The 20,491-nt window shown below is 41.0% G+C and carries 15 protein-coding genes; all 15 read right to left on the minus strand.

Going from position 1 to position 20,491, the window contains the following annotated elements; translation table 11 throughout:
- A partial coding sequence (locus M1F97_RS08570) for an SHIRT domain-containing protein (protein ID WP_247944827.1) occupies positions 1 to 4,632 on the minus strand: 4,632 nt, incomplete at its 3' end.
- A gap of 204 nt (positions 4,633 to 4,836) precedes the next feature.
- Positions 4,837 to 5,652: an endonuclease/exonuclease/phosphatase family protein gene (locus M1F97_RS08575; protein ID WP_247944828.1), complete on the minus strand. Its 816-nt coding sequence runs from the start codon at positions 5,650 to 5,652 to the stop codon at positions 4,837 to 4,839.
- 51 nt (positions 5,653 to 5,703) lie between these two features.
- On the minus strand, positions 5,704 to 7,890 hold the full coding sequence (locus tag M1F97_RS08580; protein ID WP_247944829.1) for a PTS transporter subunit IIBC: 2,187 nt from the start codon (positions 7,888 to 7,890) through the stop codon (positions 5,704 to 5,706).
- A 228-nt stretch (positions 7,891 to 8,118) separates the two neighbouring features.
- A complete protein-coding gene (ftsX, locus tag M1F97_RS08585; RefSeq protein WP_125395619.1) occupies positions 8,119 to 9,045 on the minus strand; it encodes a permease-like cell division protein FtsX in 927 nt (308 codons plus the stop codon).
- Positions 9,038 to 9,730 (minus strand): cell division ATP-binding protein FtsE, encoded by a 693-nt coding sequence (gene ftsE / locus M1F97_RS08590; protein WP_000022257.1) that lies wholly within the window; start codon positions 9,728 to 9,730, stop codon positions 9,038 to 9,040. Before ftsE ends, ftsX begins: the two co-directional genes overlap by 8 nt.
- A gap of 18 nt (positions 9,731 to 9,748) precedes the next feature.
- Positions 9,749 to 10,844 (minus strand): peptide chain release factor 2 gene (gene prfB, locus M1F97_RS08595; RefSeq protein WP_125449940.1). Its coding sequence is split into 2 segments (ribosomal slippage): positions 9,749 to 10,771 and positions 10,773 to 10,844, totalling 1,095 coding nucleotides; the frame shifts between segments, so codons are not numbered across the junction.
- 110 nt (positions 10,845 to 10,954) lie between these two features.
- The gene (locus tag M1F97_RS08600; protein WP_247944830.1) at positions 10,955 to 11,611 is read right to left on the minus strand and encodes a CBS domain-containing protein; all 657 of its coding nucleotides are present in this window, start codon (positions 11,609 to 11,611) and stop codon (positions 10,955 to 10,957) included.
- 132 nt (positions 11,612 to 11,743) lie between these two features.
- Positions 11,744 to 13,171, minus strand: a complete 1,428-nt coding sequence (locus M1F97_RS08605) for a cytosine permease (protein ID WP_125449942.1) — start codon at positions 13,169 to 13,171, stop codon at positions 11,744 to 11,746.
- A gap of 132 nt (positions 13,172 to 13,303) precedes the next feature.
- Positions 13,304 to 14,731 (minus strand): cytosine permease, encoded by a 1,428-nt coding sequence (locus M1F97_RS08610; RefSeq protein WP_132972506.1) that lies wholly within the window; start codon positions 14,729 to 14,731, stop codon positions 13,304 to 13,306.
- Between the two features lies 1 nt (position 14,732).
- The gene (locus M1F97_RS08615; protein WP_093586637.1) at positions 14,733 to 14,918 is read right to left on the minus strand and encodes a hypothetical protein; all 186 of its coding nucleotides are present in this window, start codon (positions 14,916 to 14,918) and stop codon (positions 14,733 to 14,735) included.
- Between the two features lies 1 nt (position 14,919).
- Positions 14,920 to 16,698 carry a phosphotransferase gene (locus M1F97_RS08620; RefSeq protein WP_084946909.1) on the minus strand — a complete coding sequence of 593 codons (1,779 nt, stop codon included), beginning with the start codon at positions 16,696 to 16,698 and terminating at the stop codon, positions 14,920 to 14,922.
- 454 nt (positions 16,699 to 17,152) lie between these two features.
- A complete protein-coding gene (locus M1F97_RS08625; RefSeq protein WP_247944831.1) occupies positions 17,153 to 17,863 on the minus strand; it encodes an ABC transporter ATP-binding protein in 711 nt (236 codons plus the stop codon).
- Positions 17,863 to 18,627 (minus strand): ABC transporter ATP-binding protein, encoded by a 765-nt coding sequence (locus M1F97_RS08630; RefSeq protein ID WP_001186011.1) that lies wholly within the window; start codon positions 18,625 to 18,627, stop codon positions 17,863 to 17,865. Before M1F97_RS08630 ends, M1F97_RS08625 begins: the two co-directional genes overlap by 1 nt.
- Entirely contained in the window at positions 18,627 to 19,583 is a 957-nt protein-coding gene (locus tag M1F97_RS08635; RefSeq protein WP_000856265.1) for a branched-chain amino acid ABC transporter permease, read from the minus strand. The genes M1F97_RS08630 and M1F97_RS08635 overlap by 1 nt, the downstream gene beginning before the upstream one ends.
- A gap of 3 nt (positions 19,584 to 19,586) precedes the next feature.
- A complete protein-coding gene (locus M1F97_RS08640) occupies positions 19,587 to 20,456 on the minus strand; it encodes a branched-chain amino acid ABC transporter permease (protein ID WP_247944832.1) in 870 nt (289 codons plus the stop codon).
- Positions 20,457 to 20,491 lie beyond the last annotated feature (35 nt).

A 20,491-nucleotide genomic window follows, 5' to 3' on the forward strand; every position in this document is an offset into this window, starting at 1 on the left:
AGCCTTGTTGACAACGGCGCTAGCTGCGTCGTAACCCTTGAAGGTCCATGTGCCGTCGTTCACACTATCTGTGTATGTGGTTTGTGATGGTTGTTTAGCCGAAACAGAGTTACCATTCACATATGTTGCACTGTCGCTTGGAAGTAGTGTTGCGATACCTGCTGGAAGTTGCTTACCTACTGTTGCACTTGCGAAACTGTAAGTAGCCTGGTACTTGTTAGCTTCAAAGGCCCACTTACCTACAAACTCTACATTAGCCTTATTGACAACGGCGCTAGCTGCATCATAACCCTTGAAGGTCCAGGTGCCATCGTTCACTGCGTCGGTGTAAGTGGTTTGTGATGGTTGTTTAGCCGAAACAGTACTGCCATTCACATAAGTTGCACTGTCGCTTGGGGTCAATGCTGCGATGGCTGCTGGAAGAGCTTTTCCTGCTGTTGCGCTCTCGAAGCGATAAGTAGCTTGGTACTTGTTGGCTTCAAAAGCCCATTTTCCTACAAACTCTACATCTGCCTTGTTGACAACGGCGCTAGCTGCGTCATAGCCCTTGAAGGTCCAAGTGCCATCGTTCACAGTATCTGTGTAGGTCGCTTGCGCTGGTTGCTTAGCGGAAACAGTATTGCCATTTTCATATGTTGCACTGTCGCTTGGAGTCATTGCTGCGATGGCTGCTGGAAGTGCTTGACCTGCTGTGGCGCTCTCGAAGCGGTAAGTCGCTTGGTACTTGTTGGCTTCAAAGGTCCATTTTCCTACAAACTCTACATCTGCCTTGTTGACAACGGCGCTAGCTGCGTCATAACCCTTGAAGGTCCAAGTGCCATCGTTCACTGGGTCTGTGTATGTAGTTTGAGATGGTTGTTGAGCTGAAACAGAGGCACCGTTCACATATGTTGCACTGTCGCTTGGAGTCAATGCTGCGATGGCTGCTGGAAGAGCTTTACCTGCTGTCGCACTTGCGAAACTGTAAGTAGCTTGGTACTTGTTAGCTTCAAACTTCCACTTACCTGTGAAAGTCAAATCAGCTTTTTTCACAATCTTACTTTTGGCATCATAACCAGCGAAAGTCCAAGTACCGTCGTTCACATCATCTTTGTGAGTCTTTGTTGTCGGCTCTTCTGCAAAAACTCTCGTCCCATTGAAGTAAGTTGAGCTGTCTTTTGGTGCTTTCTTCTGGATAAATTCAGGCAAATCAACACCAGCCGTTTCGCTTTCAAAAGTATAGCTTACATGATGCGGTCTAGGCGTTGCTTCCCAGATACCTGTAAATGTCACGCGCTTGCCATTATAAGTCGCATTCTTCTGATCATAACCTTTGAAGGTCCAGACATAGTCTTTTTCTTCTTCAGCTACTGATTCTTTAGCAGGTTGTTTGGCTACAATGGTGTCACCAACCTTATAAGAAGCTTCATCATTTGGAAGCATTCCCAAAATACTTTGTGGCAATGGAACACGTGCGTCAGAAGATTTGAATACATATTCTGGATTTGGAGTAGGCACCCAGCTTCCAAGGAAAGTCTGTCTGCCTTCTGCTACAACGATTTTTTCTTTATCGTATCCTGCAAATGTCCAAGTCACTTTATTTGCTGTATCAACATAAGTCGTTTCACTTGGTTGTTCAGCCAGAATTTCCTTAGGATATAACTTGTAATCATAAGGATTTTTCGGAGTCAACTTGGTGATATGATCTGGTAATACGAAAGCAGGATTAGTTGATTGGAACTGATAGTCTACACCATTTGGCGTAAAGCTCCAAGTTCCTGTGATGGTCTTCACTTTCGTACCTGCAATAGCTTTTCCGTATTTATCCGCATCAAAACCATGGAAGGTCCAAGTACCTGTCGGAACAGTTACTGTGGTTGTGTCAAGTTTGCTTGCATCTTTGTAATCGTCAGCTCGTGCAACGAAATCAGTGCCAGCTGGAAGCATGTCGCGAATCTTATTTGGAAGAGGATACGCAGGAGTCGAGTTAGTAAATTTATACTCCACTCTATAGATCGTATCAGACTGATTGGTAGGAACCAAAATCCATTTCCCTCTAAAGATAACGTCTCCTGCCCCGACTGTTTTCACACGTGGAGAAATAGTCGTATTATCATCTTCATAGTAGTCATCAAATACCCAAGTCCCTCGGCCATCAGGATCCTCAAATCTTGTTTTAGACGGCATTTTAACGCGAGCTTTTTCACCCTTGACAAATTCTCTTTCGTAAGTGATTAAATTATACAAAGTTGATGGCGGATAGATCGTTTGACCAGAATCATCTTTTGAATCTGTATAGAAGTCATAATAAACACTACGCTTGGTCGGTTCAAAGACCCAGTGGAGTGTGTAAGTAGAGTCCTCATCATCAGATGGTTTTTCTATCTTCTCAGGAGCAATAAACTTCCATGTACCATCATTATCATCATCTGTGTATGTATAGAAACTTTCAATGACATATCTAACATTATCAGAATAATCTTTCGGAGATGTCGTGATAGAAGCTGGAATTTGCGCCTTCAGATCATTCGGAATAGCCTTCCCTGGGGTATCACTGACAAAGTCAAAGGAAACAGTCTTATCTCTGTGTGGTGTGAAGGACCATTTACCTGTAAAGAGAACTTTATCTTGATTAACTACCTTGCTATTAGCGTCATAGCCATTAAATTTCCAAGTACCCTCGTTATCAAAGTCCATGTAGGTCGTCTCACGTGGATATTCCACATATACAGTATCGCCATTATCGTAAGTATTTGTATTACTTGGCGTCAAGGCCTTAACTGCAGCTGGTAGAGATCGACTAGGATCTGAGCTAACAAACTCATAGTTTTCTGAGTACTTATCCGCTACAAAAGTCCAAGTACCTGTAAACTTAAGGTTCCATCCTTTATGATCCCACTCACTTACTGGTTTTTCAGTAAAATCGTAGCCTGTAAAGGTCCAGGTACCCTTGTTAACTGCATCATAGTAGGACTCTTGAGTCGGTCTAACAGACTGAACCATCTCACCTTTCGGGTATTGCTTTCTCTTTGCATACTCCCATTCAGGCATATCTACCGGCTTCAGATTATTGATCTCAGCAGGTAGTGCTTTGCCAGCCGTTCCACTGACAAACTCATAAGTCGGTTCCCGAGGAACCCCTTTAAATACAAACTCCAATGGTATTGTAACTTTTGGTATTTCCCCATATGTAGCCGCCCGCTCTAGTTCACGACTGAAGGTTAAATCTACTACATCTTCCTCAAAGGTCCAATTTCCTTCATTTTCCGCATCATAAAAGGGTTTGTAGACACCTTGAACTTCATCGTAGCGAAGCAAGGCTGCTACCGTATCCAGTATATTTTTAGGTAAATACTCATCACGTTTATCAAACTGATTGAGAGAAAGCTTGTAATCGTATAGCTTACTTTCTAGATCTTTTATCTCCTTAGGAAGAGGTAATTTATATTCGTCACGTGAGGTCTTAGGACTACTTGGTAAATGATAAAAATTCTCAAAATCGTGCTGGTTCATAGGTTTGTAGGATACAGTGACATCCTCAAAGTATTTCCAAGTTCCTACGAACTCCACATCGCCATTGTTTGCCACTTTACTTGGAGCATCAAAGCCAGTCAAAGCCCAATAGCCTTTTCGGTTAGGATATTCTTCTGAAGTATAAAAAACATAGTGAAATTCTTGTGCTTTTACTACTTCGCCCTCAGCAAATCTTCTTTTATCTTCTGGACTCCAGTTTGCAACATAAGGTGGCGGAGTTTTTCCAGGTGAACCATTAACCGCTCTATAGGTAGCCTTATATGGTGTCGGTGTATATTCCCACTTCCCTGTGAAGAAAACATCATCTTTGTCAATCACCTGACTATCATAGTCATAGCCCTTAAAGGTCCATCTACCACTTCCATCATTCTCTACATAAGTTGTTTCAGTTGGCTGGATGGCCTTTACTTTATCGCCCTTTTTGTAGATTTTTGTGTCTTCTGGCTTCAAGTAGTTCAGACCAAACGGAACCGTTTTTCCTGGTGTAGCACTTTCAAACTCATAAAGTGCCGAACGAGGAGTCTTATCCTTGTCTGGGATGAACTTCGGATTTTTATCACGAAGGCCTGAATTGACAAAAGTCACGAGATTGCGATAAACTTTATCAATTTCTTCTTGCTTTGTCGCAGTTTGAAGCACACCATCGGCAGCTGTCATTACACCATTCAAGATTTCTAGACTATCGTCTGTCTTACTTGAAAAGTCCTTGCTACGCAACTCTTTGAGGTAGTTCTCCAAAGTGCTCTTATTGAGACTAGCATTTGCTGAAGCTGGTTGAGCAGTGGCTGCAGCTGGCTGGCTTGTGCCTGTAGCTGGCTGAGTATTTTTAAAAGCAGTCGAATCTGTCGCTTGACTTGTCTCTGTCGCAGCAGGTGCAGCAGACTTCAAAGCAACTTGGCTTTCTTTCTGGGATTCTGCTTGCTCTGTTGCAGAAGAGCCCACCGAGACCTGATTCTCTGCTTTATTCTCCACTTGTTCAGTAGCTACAAGCTCATCAGCTTGAGCTACTTGAGCGGCTCCAAGCGCCGCAGGCGCAAACAAAAATCCAATCGCAAGGGACACAGTAGCAACTGACAATTTGCGGATTGAATATTTTATCTTTCTATCCTGAAAAAACATTCCAGTCCTCCTTTTATTTCATAATTTCATTCTATCATAAATAGTTGATATTATCGATTTTTTTTTGACCGTAAATTTTTAAAAACTTATTTGTGGATATTTCCTCATAATATACAAATATACAAAAAACTCCTTCTCCAAAATAGTAATTGTAGAGATTTTTGTAAAAAAATGAAAGGAATCGCTTCCTTTCATTTTTTGCTTTTATTTCCAATTTAATACCGCATTCAAACCATAATGATCGCTGACTTGTGGACTATTCTGACCATCAAAAACTACATGCAAGCTTTCTACTTCTAACTCTTTCGTTGTAAAGACATAGTCGATTCGAAGTGGTTCGGCATTGCCTTTCCAACCATCAATTTCTGGTGGAACGGTATAGCTACCGCTTCTATCCTTAGCAACTTCAAAAGCATCTTGTAACTCTAGAGGACTAGCTAAAATCGCTTGGTAGCCTTCCTGACCAGCTGGGTTATTGAAATCACCTGCTAAAATCAGAGGTTTGTTCAAAACTTTCAGCACAGCCTCAAATCGTGCCCATTCTTCCTGGAAACCTTTATCCCACCAAGAGAGATGGACGCTTGCAAGAGCAAGCTCCTTGCCTTCAACCACTGTCTCTACCAAGGCGACACGGCGAGTATGATAGTCTGTTGGATCATCTACATCCGAAACTAAAATTTCTCTGGCTTCAATAGGTGTTTTAGACAAAATAGCTACTCCCTCATGGTAGCGATCATAACCAATATGGTTATAGGCCCAAGTCCAATAATAGCTTCTTCCTTTCTCAGACAATTTTTCAACCAAAAGTCTAACATAGTGGTCTTGGTGAATTGGCTCTGCCGCTGGCAAAGATTGATAGAGGTCATTAACCTCCACTTCAGGAGAAGTAATTTCCTGATTGATTTCTTGGAAACAAATCAAATCATAGTCTTTATCAAGAATATCTTGGAGCAAGAGCTGGAATTTTTCTTCTGCTTCTTTCTCCATCCAACTGTGGGTATTGAGTGTTAAAAATTTCATGCTTTTCTCCTAAAACAAGAGGTTGGAAAACAGCTTCCAACCTCAAGTATATTACAATTCTACTTTAGCAACTGCTGTTTTAGCTGCAAGAGAACCAGTTTGTTCTAATTTAACAGATTTGAGAACATCTCCATTTGTGAAGACAACCACTGTTGAAGTTTCACGACCTGCTGCACGGATAGCATCCAAGTCAGCTGTGACAAGAAGATCACCAGCAGCAACCTTTTGTCCTTCAGAAACGTGAACTGTGAATGGTTTTCCTTCAAGGCTTACAGTATCCAAACCGATGTGAACAAGTACTTCAAGACCTGCTTCAGTCACAAGACCAAGAGCATGTTTTGTAGGGAAGATACTTGATACAGTACCTGTAACTGGAGATACGATATTTCCATTTGCTGGTTCTACCGCAAATCCGTCACCCATCATTTTTTGAGCAAAAACTGGGTCTTTCACTTGTTCCAAGGCAATGACTTGACCATCAGCTACTGAGTAAACTTCCTCAGTTACACCCTTGAAATGTACAGTATTTTGTTGAGCTTCCGTCATTTGGCTTGGAAGAGTTTCAGGAATTACTTCACCTGAGTCAAGGATATCTTGGATATCAGATTTCAATACGTCAGCTTTTGGTCCGTAGATAGCTTGGACACCTTGTCCTTTCATGACAAGTCCCATAGCCCCTTCAGCTTTCCATTCTTCCTCAGTACCAACACGATCTGCATCTTTAACAGTTACACGAAGACGAGTCATACATGCATCCACATCAACGATGTTTGCACGGCCACCAAGAAGGTTAATGATATTTACGGCTTGAGAAGCTGCTGCAACTTTTGTTTCTCCTGGAGCTGCATCTTCTGATGCTCCTTCAGCAGTTTCATAGTTTCCGTTACGTCCTGGAGTTGCATAGTTGAATTTTTGAATCATGAAGTTTGCGATAAAGTACATGATTACAGCAAAGAGAACAGTTACCCAGATAAAGTTAACGATATCCATACCAATACCAGCATTTATTGCTAGTGGTGTACGAGTCAAGAATTCAATTGAACCGAATGAGTGGACACGAAGGTGAACAATATCTGCCATAGCAAAGGCAGCACCTTGAACTACTGCATAAACAAGGTAAAGCGGTGTTGCGATGAACATGAACATATACTCGATTGGTTCAGTAACCCCTGTCAAGAATGTTGCAAGAGCTGTCGCAATCATCATACCTTTATATTGATGTTTCTTATCAGCATCGACATTACGGTAGATAGCCACGATCACACCCATCAAGATACCGAATGAACCGATCATTTGTCCAACTTTGAAACGAGCTGGGTGAACAGTATCTAACAATTGTTGGTAGTGACTTGCATCTGTACCTTTAAGGTTAACAAGGTCTGTTACCCATGCAAGCCATAGTGGGTCTTGACCAAATACTTGAGTACCTTTAGCTGCACCAGTTAAAATGTCATAAGTACCACCAAGAGCTGTGTAGTTCATTGGGATAGTCAACATATGGTGAAGACCAAATGGCAAGAGCAAACGTTCCAAAGTACCATACAAGAATGGTGCGAGAACTGGCGCAGTTTCTTGAGAGTTGGCAATCCAAATACCAAAGTTATTGATACCTGTTTGAACTACTGGCCAGAAAGCTGCAAGTACAATTGCTGCAATAGCTGAACGAAGAATAACAACAAACGGTACAAAACGTTTTCCGTTGAAGAATGAAAGTGCGTCTGGAAGTTTACGGTAGTTGTAGTATTTGTTATAAGCAGTTGCCCCTACAAAACCTGAGATAATACCTACGAAGACACCCATGTTAAGGGCTGGTGCTTCAAGAACACTGATAAAGTAATCAGCAACTTTGATTGAACCACCAAAGAAAGTAGTTACCATAGCATCTGGATTTTTCAACATATCGCCTGATACACCAAAGATTGTACCAGTGATACGGTTAATCAAGATAAAGGCAAGTCCGGCTGCAAATGCACCACCTGCACGTTCTTTTGCCCAGCTTCCCCCAATAGCGAGGGCAAACAAAATATGAAGGTTACCGATAACCCCCCAACCAATTTGCTCTAGTACGCCACCAGTAATAACTAGGGGAGCAAGGTTTGGGTCAATCATTGCAAGTGATTTACCGATTGAAATCATCAATCCAGCGGCTGGCATAACAGCGATAACCACCATCAAAGCCTTACCGAATTTCTGCCAAAACTCGAAAGACAAGACATTTTTGAATGTAGCTTTCATCATTCAAATCTCCTTTATTTTATTTAGGCAAACGTTTTACGAAAACGTTTGCACTTGTTTATAATTTAATTATACCACTTTATTTTTTTTTGTAAAGGCTTTTATAAAAAAATTTCCCGTTTTTCTTAAATTTTTATACAAGTGCTAAAAGAAAAAAGAGAAGCTCAAGAAAACTTCTCTTTTAAAATTGTATTATTTCTGATTTGGTCTGCAAGTTGCATTTATATCCAACTAGATTTTCAAGAATCGACGCATTGAAATTCCTGATCCGATTGATCCAATGAAGATTCCGATGACAAATAATAGGACTGTCATCAGAGGGATAAACACATCTGGTGTAATCATTGACAAGTTTTGCCCCACCAAGGATTTATTGACAGATTGATAAACCATATTATAAACAAAGAATACAAGGACTGAAGGAATCGCTGCACCTAGTAAGCCAATAAAGGCACCCTCTAGCAAGAATGGTCCTCTAATATAGCCGTTTTTAGCTCCTACTAGACGCATGATTTGAATTTCACGGCTCCGAGAAATAATGGTAATACGGATGGTATTGGAAATGAGGAAGACTGCGATAAAAATCAAGAGCCCTGCAATAACCAATCCCCATACACGGATAAAGGAAGCCAGTTCGAAAAGTCGTTGAGTGTTGGCACCACCGTCTTGAACCTCAGATACCCCTTCAATTTTCTTGGCCTCTTCTGCTACTTTAGGAACATCACTCGGAGTATTGGTATCAACGATATAGGCATCATAGAGTGGGTTGGCGTCTCCTTCAAAGACCTTCCAATCGTCTCCCATCGTTTCAGTCAATTTTTGATACTGCTCTTCCTTGCTTGAAAAAGTGACATTCTTAACACCTTGCATGGCTTTTAAGGCATCATAAACCTTGTGATAGTCATTATTGGTAACTGTCTGACCTTCTTTTTCAATCGTTTCACTATTATCCGCCACATCCTTACGAATGTAAACCATGACACGAACGTTGTTTTCAATATCGGTAGCCAGTTTAGCTGTATTAAAAATTACGGATGCAAACAGGGCAACTAGAGTCAAAGTAATCATGACCGAACTCACTGCTGCTACTGTCATCCAGCCATTTCGTTTTAAACTTTTTAATGATTCAAATAAATGGCGAAAAAATCTACTAATCATCGTATCCATATTCTCCTTTAGCTTCGTCACGAACGACACGGCCATTTTCAATGGCAATGACACGGTGGCGCAAGGTATTTACAATCTGGCTATTGTGGGTCGCCATCAAGACAGTAGTACCTTGGAGATTGATGCGTTCCAACAGATTCATAATTTCCCAAGAATTATCTGGGTCCAAGTTTCCTGTCGGCTCATCAGCAATCAAGACCTTAGGATTGTTCACAATCGCACGAGCAATCGCAATCCGTTGCTGCTCTCCACCTGAGAGTTCGTTAGGGAAAGAACGAACCTTGTGTTTCAAACCGACCAAGTCCAAGACTTCCATAACCCGTTTCTTAATATTGCGGCGGTTCTCTCCGATAACTTCCATTGCGTAAGCAATATTTTCATAAACGGTTTTCTTTGGCAAGAGTTTGTAATCTTGAAAGACTACCCCAACACTGCGACGGAGCAGAGGGATATCTTTCTTCTTGATTTTAACCAAATTGAAGCCTGCCACTGTTAGGCTCCCTTTTTCAATCTTTACTTCTCGATATAAAGCTCGAATAAAGGTTGACTTCCCTGCTCCAGAAGGCCCAACGATATAGGCAAATTCTCCTGGTTCAATACTAAGAGAGACTCCACGAAGAGCAGTCGTTCCGTTATCGTATTTTTTGACAACATCTCGCATTTCAATGATTGACATGTGAGTTCCTTTCTATTCTTAGCTGATTCGCCATTTGAGATAGGCGTCGATGAAACCATCAAGATCTCCATCCATGACCTTATCTACCTGAGCAACTTCAAAGCTCGTACGGTGGTCTTTTACCATGGTATAAGGTGTGAAGACATAAGAACGAATCTGACTTCCCCAAGTGATTTCTTTTTTCTCACCTTTGAGGGAGTCGACTTCCGCAGCTTTCTTTTCTTGCTCCATCTGATAGAGCTTGGCTTGCAACATCTTCATAGCACGATCTCTATTTCCATACTGGGTACGATCGACTGTCGATTGAACGACTGTCCCCGTAGGAATGTGTGTCAAACGCACACCTGTTGAAACTTTATTGACGTTTTGTCCACCAGCACCACCTGAACGGAAGGTATCCATTTTGATATCATCTTCACGGATTTCCACTTCGATGGTATCGTCCAACTCAGGCATAACCTCAACGGATGTAAATGAAGTATGGCGGCGTTTGGCAGAGTCAAATGGTGAAATACGTACCAGACGGTGAACACCCATTTCTGACTTGAGAAGACCGTAGGCATTAGGACCTTCAAAGGACAAGGTCACAGACTTGATGCCCGCTTCATCACCAGCTTGGTAATCCAAGACTTCTACTTTAAAGCCTTTTGCATTCCCATAACGAGTGTACATACGGAGCAACATATCACCCCAGTCTTGAGCCTCAGTACCACCAGATCCTGGATGAATCTCCAAGATTGCATTATTATGGTCATAAGGTTCTGACAAGAGAAGCGTCATTTCGTAGCTGGTCATCATCTTATCCAGTTCTGTCAACTGTTCAACCAGTTCATCACGTACAGACTCGTCTTCTACTAAAAAGTCCAATAAAATTTCAACTTCATCCTGCAACTCCTCCATCTTGCGGAAGGTGTTGTAGGTATTTTTTAATTCATTTAATTCTTGCGACGTTTTTTGGGCCGCGATATTATCGTTCCAAAAATCAGGTTCTGTCATCTTGTTTTCCAAGATGGCAATCTCTTCCTCTAGTCCTTCGAGGTCAAAGAGACCCCCTGAAAGAAGCTAATTTTTCACGATTTGCGTCAATTTTTTGACGAATTTCTGAAATGTCCATAAATACTCCTTTATTCACATCGTTTCATTATACCACATTTTCTCATTTCTTTCCATATTTTGCTTGTTATTTCAAATTGTATACAAAAAAGAGGGCTTTCACCCTCCATTTTATAACTTTTTAGCAGATGTTCGAGCAATCTCCTCTACTTGGATACCTTGCGCTTCAAATTTCTCCTTCAGGAAGGTTAAATCAATCGTCCCATCAATTTGAACTTCAATAACAACCTTACCATCCTTGCGAGGAATATTGACTGTGTGTGAAATATTCAGATTTTCCTCTGCAATCAAGGTCACAATCTTCCCCAAAACCCCAACTTCATTTCCCGTAATAAACCGAACACGAATCCCTTCTTCTCCATAACCAGCGATTTCCAAAAAGGCTTGGAAAACATCACGATCCGTAATCACACCATAAACCTGTTGATTGTCCACAACTGGAAGAATACCGATTTTATTCTTTAACATGAGATAAGTCGCATCCTCTAAACTAGCATAACCTGACACTGTGATAACATCGCGAATCATGACGTCTTTAACTTTAGTCTTATTGAGAAGATAATTCATCTCATAGATAGAGAGGCTGGTTGCTTTAGATGGACTGGCTTCCGCAATGGTTCCTTCTGTTACCAGACCAACTAATTGGTCATTTTCGATAACAGGTAAACGGTGCAAACCTTGCTCGCGCATCAAATCTGCTGCGTGTGCTACAGTCGTATCTGGACTGATATAAACTACCTTACGGGTCATGAAATCTTTAACTGCCATGAGACTTCTCCTTCTTTATTGCTACTATAATTATACACTTTCTTACAAAAACTATCAAACGCTTTCATCTCTTTTTCAAGATTTTGTAACATTCAATCACAAAAAAGAGAGAAATAGCCTTCTCTCTTAAACTTAAATCGTAACAGAATCTCTATCCTTAATCATATAGCGTTTTAAAGAAGTTAAGCTAGCTAGCCAGTACAATAGACCACCAAAGATCGCAGTAAAGCCACTACCAGTTGTGAGCAGGAACATAGGACTCTGGATATGCTTTGTTATAGGGTTGTAAACAAATAGTACTGCAACTAACAAGGAAATGATTACACAAGATAATCCCACCAGGTTAAAGCCATTTGTAAACTCATAGGCGTCATGTCCTTCGAGGAAATAGGCTGAATGCAAATCAAGTTTTCGTTTTCTTAAGATAAAGTAGTCTACAACGATCATTCCGATAATGGGACCTTGAATATAGGCAGCCAGCGAGATGAAGGAACCGAAGTATTCATCCACTCCTCCCCAAATCGTAAGTAGGCTCACATAAACCATCGCAATCCAAACCATTAGTTTATAGCTCACTTTGGGCATCCCGCTTTTTACAATCATACAGTTCACGTACGATCCTGTACCCTGGGTTCCAATATTAGCAAAAGCTACCAGTAGTAAACTTAAAAGGGCAAAGGCAGGAGTGCTTAGAGTGGAAAGCATCGTCGTTGGGTCACTTTCATAGACACCTGTTTTGACAAACATAGCCAAAGCCATCACCCCACCTGTCGCAGCGAAGAATGGCGCAACAACCCCATACGATAATGCTGTAGCCCAATAGCCACTGCGTTCTGATTTTGCCAAACGTGGCAAGACAAAGGCTTGTGTAGACCAAGAAAAGGCTACAGCCACATTTCCTTCCCCTGACATCATAAAACGTTCAATCGGTGTCAAATTTTCTTGGATGGCAGGCTGGACATTCATAATATCAGTTATAGGAACCGCAACAAAACAGATTCCAACAATGATTAGCCCGACCAATAACAAGGCTACCACCAGAAAGCGATTAGTACCTTTAATCACCTCTGGACCTCCAAGAGCAATCAGCGTTCCAAGGAGAACACAGAGGGTGCCTAGAATCGGTGCCCATACTCCCTTGTCTAAACCAAGTCCAAAATTATTTGCCAAATGAATCATGGAGCTGGCAAAAAGATTGGCGGTAACGGCATACCAACCAAAATTTGCCAGACTAATCACGGTTGATAGAATAGCCACCCCTTTTCTACCTAGAACGGCTCTCAACCAAATCCACAAATCAATTCCATATTTAACCGCAAACAAGATTGGGAGACATTCGATAAAAACCCAGATAATGTTGAAACTAAAAATATTAATCAACATTTGATTAAAGGTCAAATATTGAGCCACATAGGCTCCTTGGGTATAACACCAAGTTGCGATAGCAAAACCACTTGTTGATAGAAAGAGATCCCAGAAAGAATACTGACGATCCTTGTTGGTCATGGGAACGATTCCTGTTATGGTCTCCTGTTGAATAAAGTCATTCATCTTGGACATTTTATTGAATATCTCCTGTCATGGCTAAAATAATCAGAACATGATTGACTAGAATCATGCCAATTACTAATGTAAAGTTAACTTTCAAAAAAGAGGAAGCGAATAGATATAGATTAAGGTTTTCATTTATCCTTAAATCGTAACAGAGTCCCGATCCTTGATCATATAGCGTTTTAACGGAGTTAAGCTAGCTAACCAGTACAATAAACCTCCAAAAATCGCAGTAAAGCCACTACCCGTTGTGATTAAAAAGATTGGGCTTTGAATCTGTGCTGTTACAGGGTTATAAACAAATAGTACTGCAACCAACAAGGAGATAAATACGCAAGACAAGCCAACCAAGTTAAATCCTTTGGTAAACTCGTAAGCATCGTGTCCTTCAAGGAAATAAGCTGAACGCAAGTCGAGTTTTCGTTTTCTTAAGATAAAATAGTCAACAACAATCATTCCGATAATGGGACCTTGAATATAAGCGGCTAGTGAGATGAAGGAACCGAAGTACTCTTCTACCCCTCCCCAGATGGTGAGTAGGCTTACATAAATCATAGCAATCCAGACCATTAGTTTATAGCTTACTTTTGGCATCCCGCTTTTGACAATCATACAGTTCACGTACGATCCTGTCCCCTGGGTTCCAATATTGGCAAAGGCTACTAGTAGTAGACTTAAGAGGGCAAAGGCTGGTGTGCTTAGAGTTGATAGCATGGTTGTTGGATCACTTTCATAAACACCTGTTTTGACAAACATGGCTAGAGCCATGACTCCACCTGTCGCAACGAAGAATGGCGCAACAACTCCGTATGACAAGGCTGTAGCCCAATAACCACTGCGTTCTGATTTTGCCAAACGCGGTAAAACCAATGCTTGTGTAGACCAAGAGAAGGCAAAAGCAACATTTCCTTCCCCAGAAAGCATGAAGCGTTCCAAGGGCGTCAAATCTCCTTGGGTAGCTGGTTGAATGTTCATAATGTCAGTGATAGGCACAGCTACAAAACAGATTCCAACTATAATCAGACCGACAATCAACAAGGCGATAACCAAGAAGCGATTGGTCCATTTGATCACTTCTGGACCTCCAAGGGCAATCAGCGTTCCAAGGAGAACACAGAGGGTGCCTAGAATCGGTGCCCATACTCCCTTGTCCAAACCAAGACCAAAATTATTTCCCAAGTGGATCATAGAATTAGCAAAAAGATTAGCCGCAACGGCGTACCAGCCAAAGTTAGCCAAGCTAATAATGGTTGATAGCAAGGCCACCCCTTTTTTTCCTAGGACAGCCCTCAACCAAATCCACAAATCAATTCCATATTTAACCGCAAACAGAATTGGGAGACACTCAATAAAGACCCAGATAATATTAAAGCTAAAAATATTAATCAACATTTGATTAAAGGTCAAATATTGAGCCACATAAGCTCCTTGGGTATAACACCAAGTTGCAATGGCAAAGCCACTTGTCGACAGAAAGAGATCCCAGAAAGAATACTGACGATCCTTGTTGGTCATGGGAACAATTCCCGTTATCGTCTCCTGTTGAATAAAGTCATTCATCTTAGACATTTTATTGAATACCTCCTGTCATGGCTAGGATAATCAGAATAAGGTTAATTAGAACTAAGACGATGACTATAGTAAAATCACTTTTTAGAAATGGCTGAGCAAACACATAGTTTGGTGATTCCATTTCTTCTAGCCTTCTTTTCGTTTCATTTGCTACTAATTCTTCAATTTCAGATGTCGGTTTCATCTCAATTCTCCTCTAAGTATAAATCTAATGCAAGTTTTCCATACTGTTTGGTATAACGATACCAGATGTAGAGAAATTCACCTACTGGTTTTCCAACGCTTTCTTGGAACAGGGCCCACAAAAACCAATAATACGAAGTCACTGATACATAGGCAAAATAGTGACGTTTGGTTTTCTTATCTGGAACTTCTTGTAGATAGATTTCAAGTACCTTTTCAGCTTCTTCCACTGTATAATTTGAACACCCGATAAAGGTTCCTAAATCTCCTGCTGGATCTCCCATACCAGAATATTCCCAATCAATCAGGCTCATTTCTCCAGCTTCATTCAACAAGAAATTTGGGCTATAAGAATCTCCATGGCAGAGAACCTCTTTCGCTTGTTCTTCTTGTAAAAGCTTCTCGAGAACTGAGACATTCTTATCCAACTCTTCAAGTCCATCAAATTCAAAACGATTGCTGGCCTTTAATTTTTGTCTAAAATCATCAATTCCCTCAAATTGATTAAAGGAATGATCTGTTTTTTCTCCAGATTGGTGCAAGCGTCTCAAGAGCTCCATTGCTTTTGCTACATCATCCCAATTATCATAATCTAGTTGCTTGGCGTTAGGGATAAATTCTGAAATTTTCCAGCCCTCATCCTTGTTCATAGCGACAAAAGTACGGTCAATCTTCAATTTTGCAGCAATTTCCATGGAAGCCGCTTCACTAGCACGATCGATATAATTCTCCGTTCCTCTACCTGGATGACGGTAAACATATTTCTTCCCTAGGCAGTCAAATGAAAACGAAGTGTTGGTTAAACCGTCTTTTAGGGGTTTAATATTGACAATATCTGAAGCTATACATCCTAATGTCTTACAGATGTTATCAATGATTTCCGAATTAGTATTCACCAAATAGTGTTCATCAAACTGACGCAACTCATCTAGTGAATCAAACTCCTTAACAATGTCTGCTGAATAATGCCGAGCTTCCAAAGGAAGTTCCTTGACGTGACGACTATAATAATCTTCCCAGAGCTGTTCGCGATACGGCTCATGTTTAAATTCAGTTTCTAAAATATCTACGAACTTTTCACTAAATGCACGATCAAAATAAACATGCCCTACCATAGCCCAAGTATTCGTCCCACCGATTTGAATATCAATAATCGTGTGATTGGAGTCTTCCTTAGAGCAGTATTCGTCTGTGTCTCCTTCTGCAAATATAGTCGAATAATAACCTCTGTAAATGTATCGCTCAAACGGATTTTCTACAAAATAATTATCCGAAGAGCAGATATAAGTGTTAGAAAGCTGATCTCTGACTAGCATGAGAGAAGAACAGTTGTTGTACTTGTAGTAATCATTATTTACAACGATTTTAACGCCAAACTTCTCAGCAAGATAGAACATTTTTTCTTGCAGATAGCCTACAATAACTGTAATGTCCTCTATCCCAGCTTCTTGCAATTGCTTGATTTCTCTCTCAATCAAACGCTCACCTTTAACTTGAAGCAATCCTTTAGGTAGCTCATAAGACAAAGGAGCAAAGCGGCTACTCATACCTGCAGCCATGATAATGGCATTCTTCACCTGATACGGAGCCAAAGCCTCCTCACCTAAGTCAGTTAAGTGATTTTCCTCACTGATCCACTTCTCTTCTTTACATTCCTTGAGAAGATTATTTACCGTCCCCAAAGCGATGTCTAGCTGTTCAGCCAATTGTCTCTGCGTAAAGTTTTCATCTTTGTGGGTCAACAAAAAACGTAAAAGTTTAAATTGTTTTTCTGATAGCATATCTTCAACCTCTTTGTTCAATATTTTTGTTTATTTAATTATATGATGAACACGTGCTTTTGTCAAGTTAGATTCTATATTAAGAAAACGGGGGCTCAAATCAGGCCTATCAAAATAGTAAGCAAACGAAAAAAGAACCCCAAATTTGGAGCTCTTCAAATTCATCTATAAAATAATCCACTGGATTGGAGGATTGCTTATGCAATCCTTATCCGCCGACTAAAACAATCCACTGGATCTGATGATTGCTACGCAATCTCTATCTGCCGACTAAAAAGGTCCCCCGGACTATAGGGGAATTGCTGCGCAACTCTCATCCACCGACTAAAACAATCCACTGGATTGGATGATTGCTTGCGCAATCTCCATCTGCAACCTAAACTAGTCTCCCAGACTAGAGGAGAATTGCTTGTGCAATCCTTATCTGCCGACTAAAAAGGTCCCCCGGACCTTTTTAGCCACCTAGATATGCTTTTCTGACTTCTTCTGATGAGGCGAGTCCTTTTCCTGTTCCTGATAGGACAATCTTTCCTGTTTCAAGTACATAACCTCGGTCAGAGATAGCAAGGGCCTTGTTAGCGTTCTGTTCAATTAGGAGAACCGTTGTTCCTTGCTTCTGAATATCTTGGATGATATCAAAAATTTCTTGGATAAAGATCGGGGCAAGTCCCATTGACGGCTCATCCAAGAGAAGGAGCTTAGGTGTTGACATGAGCGCGCGTCCCATAGCCAGCATCTGCTGTTCACCACCTGAAAGAGTTGCCGCATCTTGGTTTTTGCGTTCTTCCAGACGCGGGAAACGTGAGAAAACTTTTTTCAAGTTGGCTTGATTTTCTTCACGATTTTTCTTTAAAAAGGCTCCCATTTCTAAGTTTTCCATAACAGTCAATCCTGGAAAAACATGGCGTCCTTCAGGAACTTGTGAAAGGCCACCTGCCACGATTTTTTGCGCTGGCATCTTTTGAATTTCTTTTCCTAAAAATTGAATTTTACCAGCACTTGGACGAACCAAACCTGAAAGGGTGCGAAGAATAGTTGTTTTACCAGCACCATTGGCACCAATCAAGGAAACAACTTCACCTTCATTAACCTCGAAACTTACATCACGAACTGCTTGGATCATACCGTAATGCACAGAGAGGTTTTCAACTTTTAACATAGACATTAGGCTTCACCTCCTAGATAAGCTTCGATAACGCGTTTGTTGTTCTTGATCTCATCCGGAGTACCATGAGCAATCAAACGACCATATTCAAGAACATAGATACGCTCAGTAACTTCCATAACCAAGTTCATATCGTGTTCGATGAGCATGATGGTAATTTTAAATTCGTCTTTGATACGGCGAATCAATTCTGTCAATTCAGCTGTTTCTTGTGGATTCATCCCAGCTGCAGGTTCATCCAAAAAGAGGATCTTAGGTTCAGTTGCCAGAGCACGAACGATTTCTAATCGACGTTGTTGGCCATAGGCCAGATTCTTAGCAAGTGTATCTGCATCGCCATCCAAATCAAAGATCTTCAGCAAGTCCAAAGCTTTGCTTTTTAATTCTTCCTCATTCTTATAAAAAGCTGGTAGGCGTAGAAAGCTCGCAAGGACATGTTGTTTATGATGATTTCCAAAAGCGATGAGAACATTGTCTAAAACTGTCAGATCCTTGAACAAACGAATATTTTGGAAAGTACGACTGAGTCCAAGCGAAGCAATCTTATAAGGAGTTTTCCCATTTAGGAGGTGACCATCTAGTGTCACCGTACCTTCACTTGGTTCATAAACACCCGTCAAGAGATTGAAAAGAGTTGTTTTACCAGCCCCGTTTGGTCCAATCAGACCAACCAATTCTCCCTCGTTCAATTCAAGAGTGACATCTCCAACAGCTGTTAGACCGCCAAAATGTTTGGTTAACTGTTTAACTTCAAGTAATGCCATTAGTTTTGTCCCTCCTTCTTAGATTTTTTAAAGAAACGTGATAGACTTAATTCCCATGTTCCAAGAAGTCCACCCGGTCTGAAAATCATAACCAATACAAGAGCCAAAGCGTAGATAATCATACGCACGCTAGCTACATCTTGAAGGAGCATATTTAAAATTCCCAAAACAATCGCTGAAACAATGGTACCAGTAATCGATCCAAGTCCACCAAATACTACGATAATCAACACGTTGATGGAATTAATAAAGGTGTAATCTTTTGGCACAACAGATCCGATAAAACCGGCCTGAAGTGAACCAGCAATACTTGCTGTAATGGCACCAAAGACAAAAGCGATAATCTTGATTTTTGTAGTGTTTACCCCAACAGACTCTGCAGCAATCTCATCCTCACGAACAGATAAAGTAGAGCGTCCAATTGGACTACGTAAGAAGTTGAGAGTTGCAATAGTTGTGATCACCACAAATAGATAAACCATTTGCCAGTTGGTAAAGTTTGGAATACCTAGGATACCAGCAGCACCGTTTGTCAAACTTCCACCATTAATGATAAAAATACGGATGATTTCTGAAACACCTAGTGTCGCAACAGCCAGATAGTCACCCTTCAAACGGAGTGTTGGAATCCCAACGAGCAAAGCAACTGCACCAGAAATCAAGGCACCCAAGACCATTGCTCCAAAGAAGGCACCATAGGTTGGTGATTTTGAACCAATAATCGCTGCTGCATAAGCCCCAATTGCCATAAAACCTGCATGACCAAGTGAGAATTGTCCTGAAAAACCAACAATTAAGTTCAAACCTACTGCAAGGATGATATTAATCCCAATTTGTTCTAAAATTTGGATATGGAATAGATTGAGAACACCAGCAGAAACCAATACGCTAACCAATCCATACCCCGCTAACAGAAGGAATAACCAGAGAATATTTACTTTAAGATTTGTCTTCATTGTTTACACCTTCTCTTTCACATTCTTACCAAGGATACCTGCAGGACGAACAATCAGAATCAAAAGCAAGATTCCATAAACGATGGCATCACGGAAATCAGACATACCGAAGGCAGTAGCAAAAGTTTCCAACAAGCCAATCACAAATCCCCCTAGAGCTGCACCAGGAATAATCCCGATACCACCAAGAACGGCCGCAACGAATGATTTTAGACCTGGAGTAACACCCATCAAAGGTTCAAGAGAGTTGTAGTAAAGGGCGATTAGGACACCTGCTGCTCCAGCAAGGGCTGAACCCAAAGCAAAAGTAAAACTGATAGTACGGTTTACGTTGATTCCCATCAATTGAGCTGCGTCACTATCAACTGATACAGCACGCATGGCTTTCCCCATTTTTGTTTTTTGGACAATCAATTGCAACAAAATCATCAGGAGTAAGGAAACTGCTAAAATCATTAACTGAACATTTGTCAAGCTGATTGGTCCTAAATCATAGCGAACTGTTTGAATGGCCTGAGGGAAGGCACGAGTATTGGCGCCTACTAGATAAACCATCCCGTATTCCAGTAGGAAAGACACTCCGATAGCAGTAATCAATACAGCAATACGTGTAGAGTGTCGCAAAGGACGGTAGGCAAGAAATTCAATCACGACACCAAGTAGTGCGGTCCCTGCCATTGAAATAATTAAAGCTAAAAAGAAATCCATTTGGAAAGAATTAATCAAAAAGTAACCAATAAAGGCTCCCATCATATAAATATCACCGTGGGCGAAGTTGATGAGTTTGATAATTCCATAAACCATGGTATAACCCAGGGCCAAAAGTGCATAAACACTACCCAGAATTAAACCATTCACAAGTTGTTGGAGCATAGCATTCACTCTTTTCTATCGTTATTTTTTAGAAA

The sequence above is a fragment of the Streptococcus oralis genome, from assembly GCF_023110435.1.
Taxonomy (GTDB): Bacteria; Bacillota; Bacilli; order Lactobacillales; family Streptococcaceae; genus Streptococcus; species Streptococcus oralis_CF.

Excerpts from the sequence above, each read along its gene's own strand:
- M1F97_RS08635 (WP_000856265.1), bottom strand. The coding sequence starts at position 19,583 with ATGAAGACAAATCTTAAAGTAAATATTCTCTGGTTATTCCTTCTGTTA.
- M1F97_RS08640 (WP_247944832.1), bottom strand. The coding sequence starts at position 20,456 with ATGCTCCAACAACTTGTGAATGGTTTAATTCTGGGTAGTGTTTATGCA.
- M1F97_RS08580 (WP_247944829.1), bottom strand. The coding sequence starts at position 7,890 with ATGATGAAAGCTACATTCAAAAATGTCTTGTCTTTCGAGTTTTGGCAG.
- M1F97_RS08620 (WP_084946909.1), bottom strand. The coding sequence starts at position 16,698 with ATGCTATCAGAAAAACAATTTAAACTTTTACGTTTTTTGTTGACCCAC.
- M1F97_RS08605 (WP_125449942.1), bottom strand. The coding sequence starts at position 13,171 with ATGTCCAAGATGAATGACTTTATTCAACAGGAGACCATAACAGGAATC.
- M1F97_RS08600 (WP_247944830.1), bottom strand. The coding sequence starts at position 11,611 with ATGGCAGTTAAAGATTTCATGACCCGTAAGGTAGTTTATATCAGTCCA.
- M1F97_RS08625 (WP_247944831.1), bottom strand. The coding sequence starts at position 17,863 with ATGTCTATGTTAAAAGTTGAAAACCTCTCTGTGCATTACGGTATGATC.
- M1F97_RS08615 (WP_093586637.1), bottom strand. The coding sequence starts at position 14,918 with ATGAAACCGACATCTGAAATTGAAGAATTAGTAGCAAATGAAACGAAA.
- M1F97_RS08610 (WP_132972506.1), bottom strand. The coding sequence starts at position 14,731 with ATGTCTAAGATGAATGACTTTATTCAACAGGAGACGATAACGGGAATT.
- ftsX (WP_125395619.1), bottom strand. The coding sequence starts at position 9,045 with ATGATTAGTAGATTTTTTCGCCATTTATTTGAATCATTAAAAAGTTTA.
- ftsE (WP_000022257.1), bottom strand. The coding sequence starts at position 9,730 with ATGTCAATCATTGAAATGCGAGATGTTGTCAAAAAATACGATAACGGA.
- M1F97_RS08630 (WP_001186011.1), bottom strand. The coding sequence starts at position 18,627 with ATGGCATTACTTGAAGTTAAACAGTTAACCAAACATTTTGGCGGTCTA.
- M1F97_RS08575 (WP_247944828.1), bottom strand. The coding sequence starts at position 5,652 with ATGAAATTTTTAACACTCAATACCCACAGTTGGATGGAGAAAGAAGCA.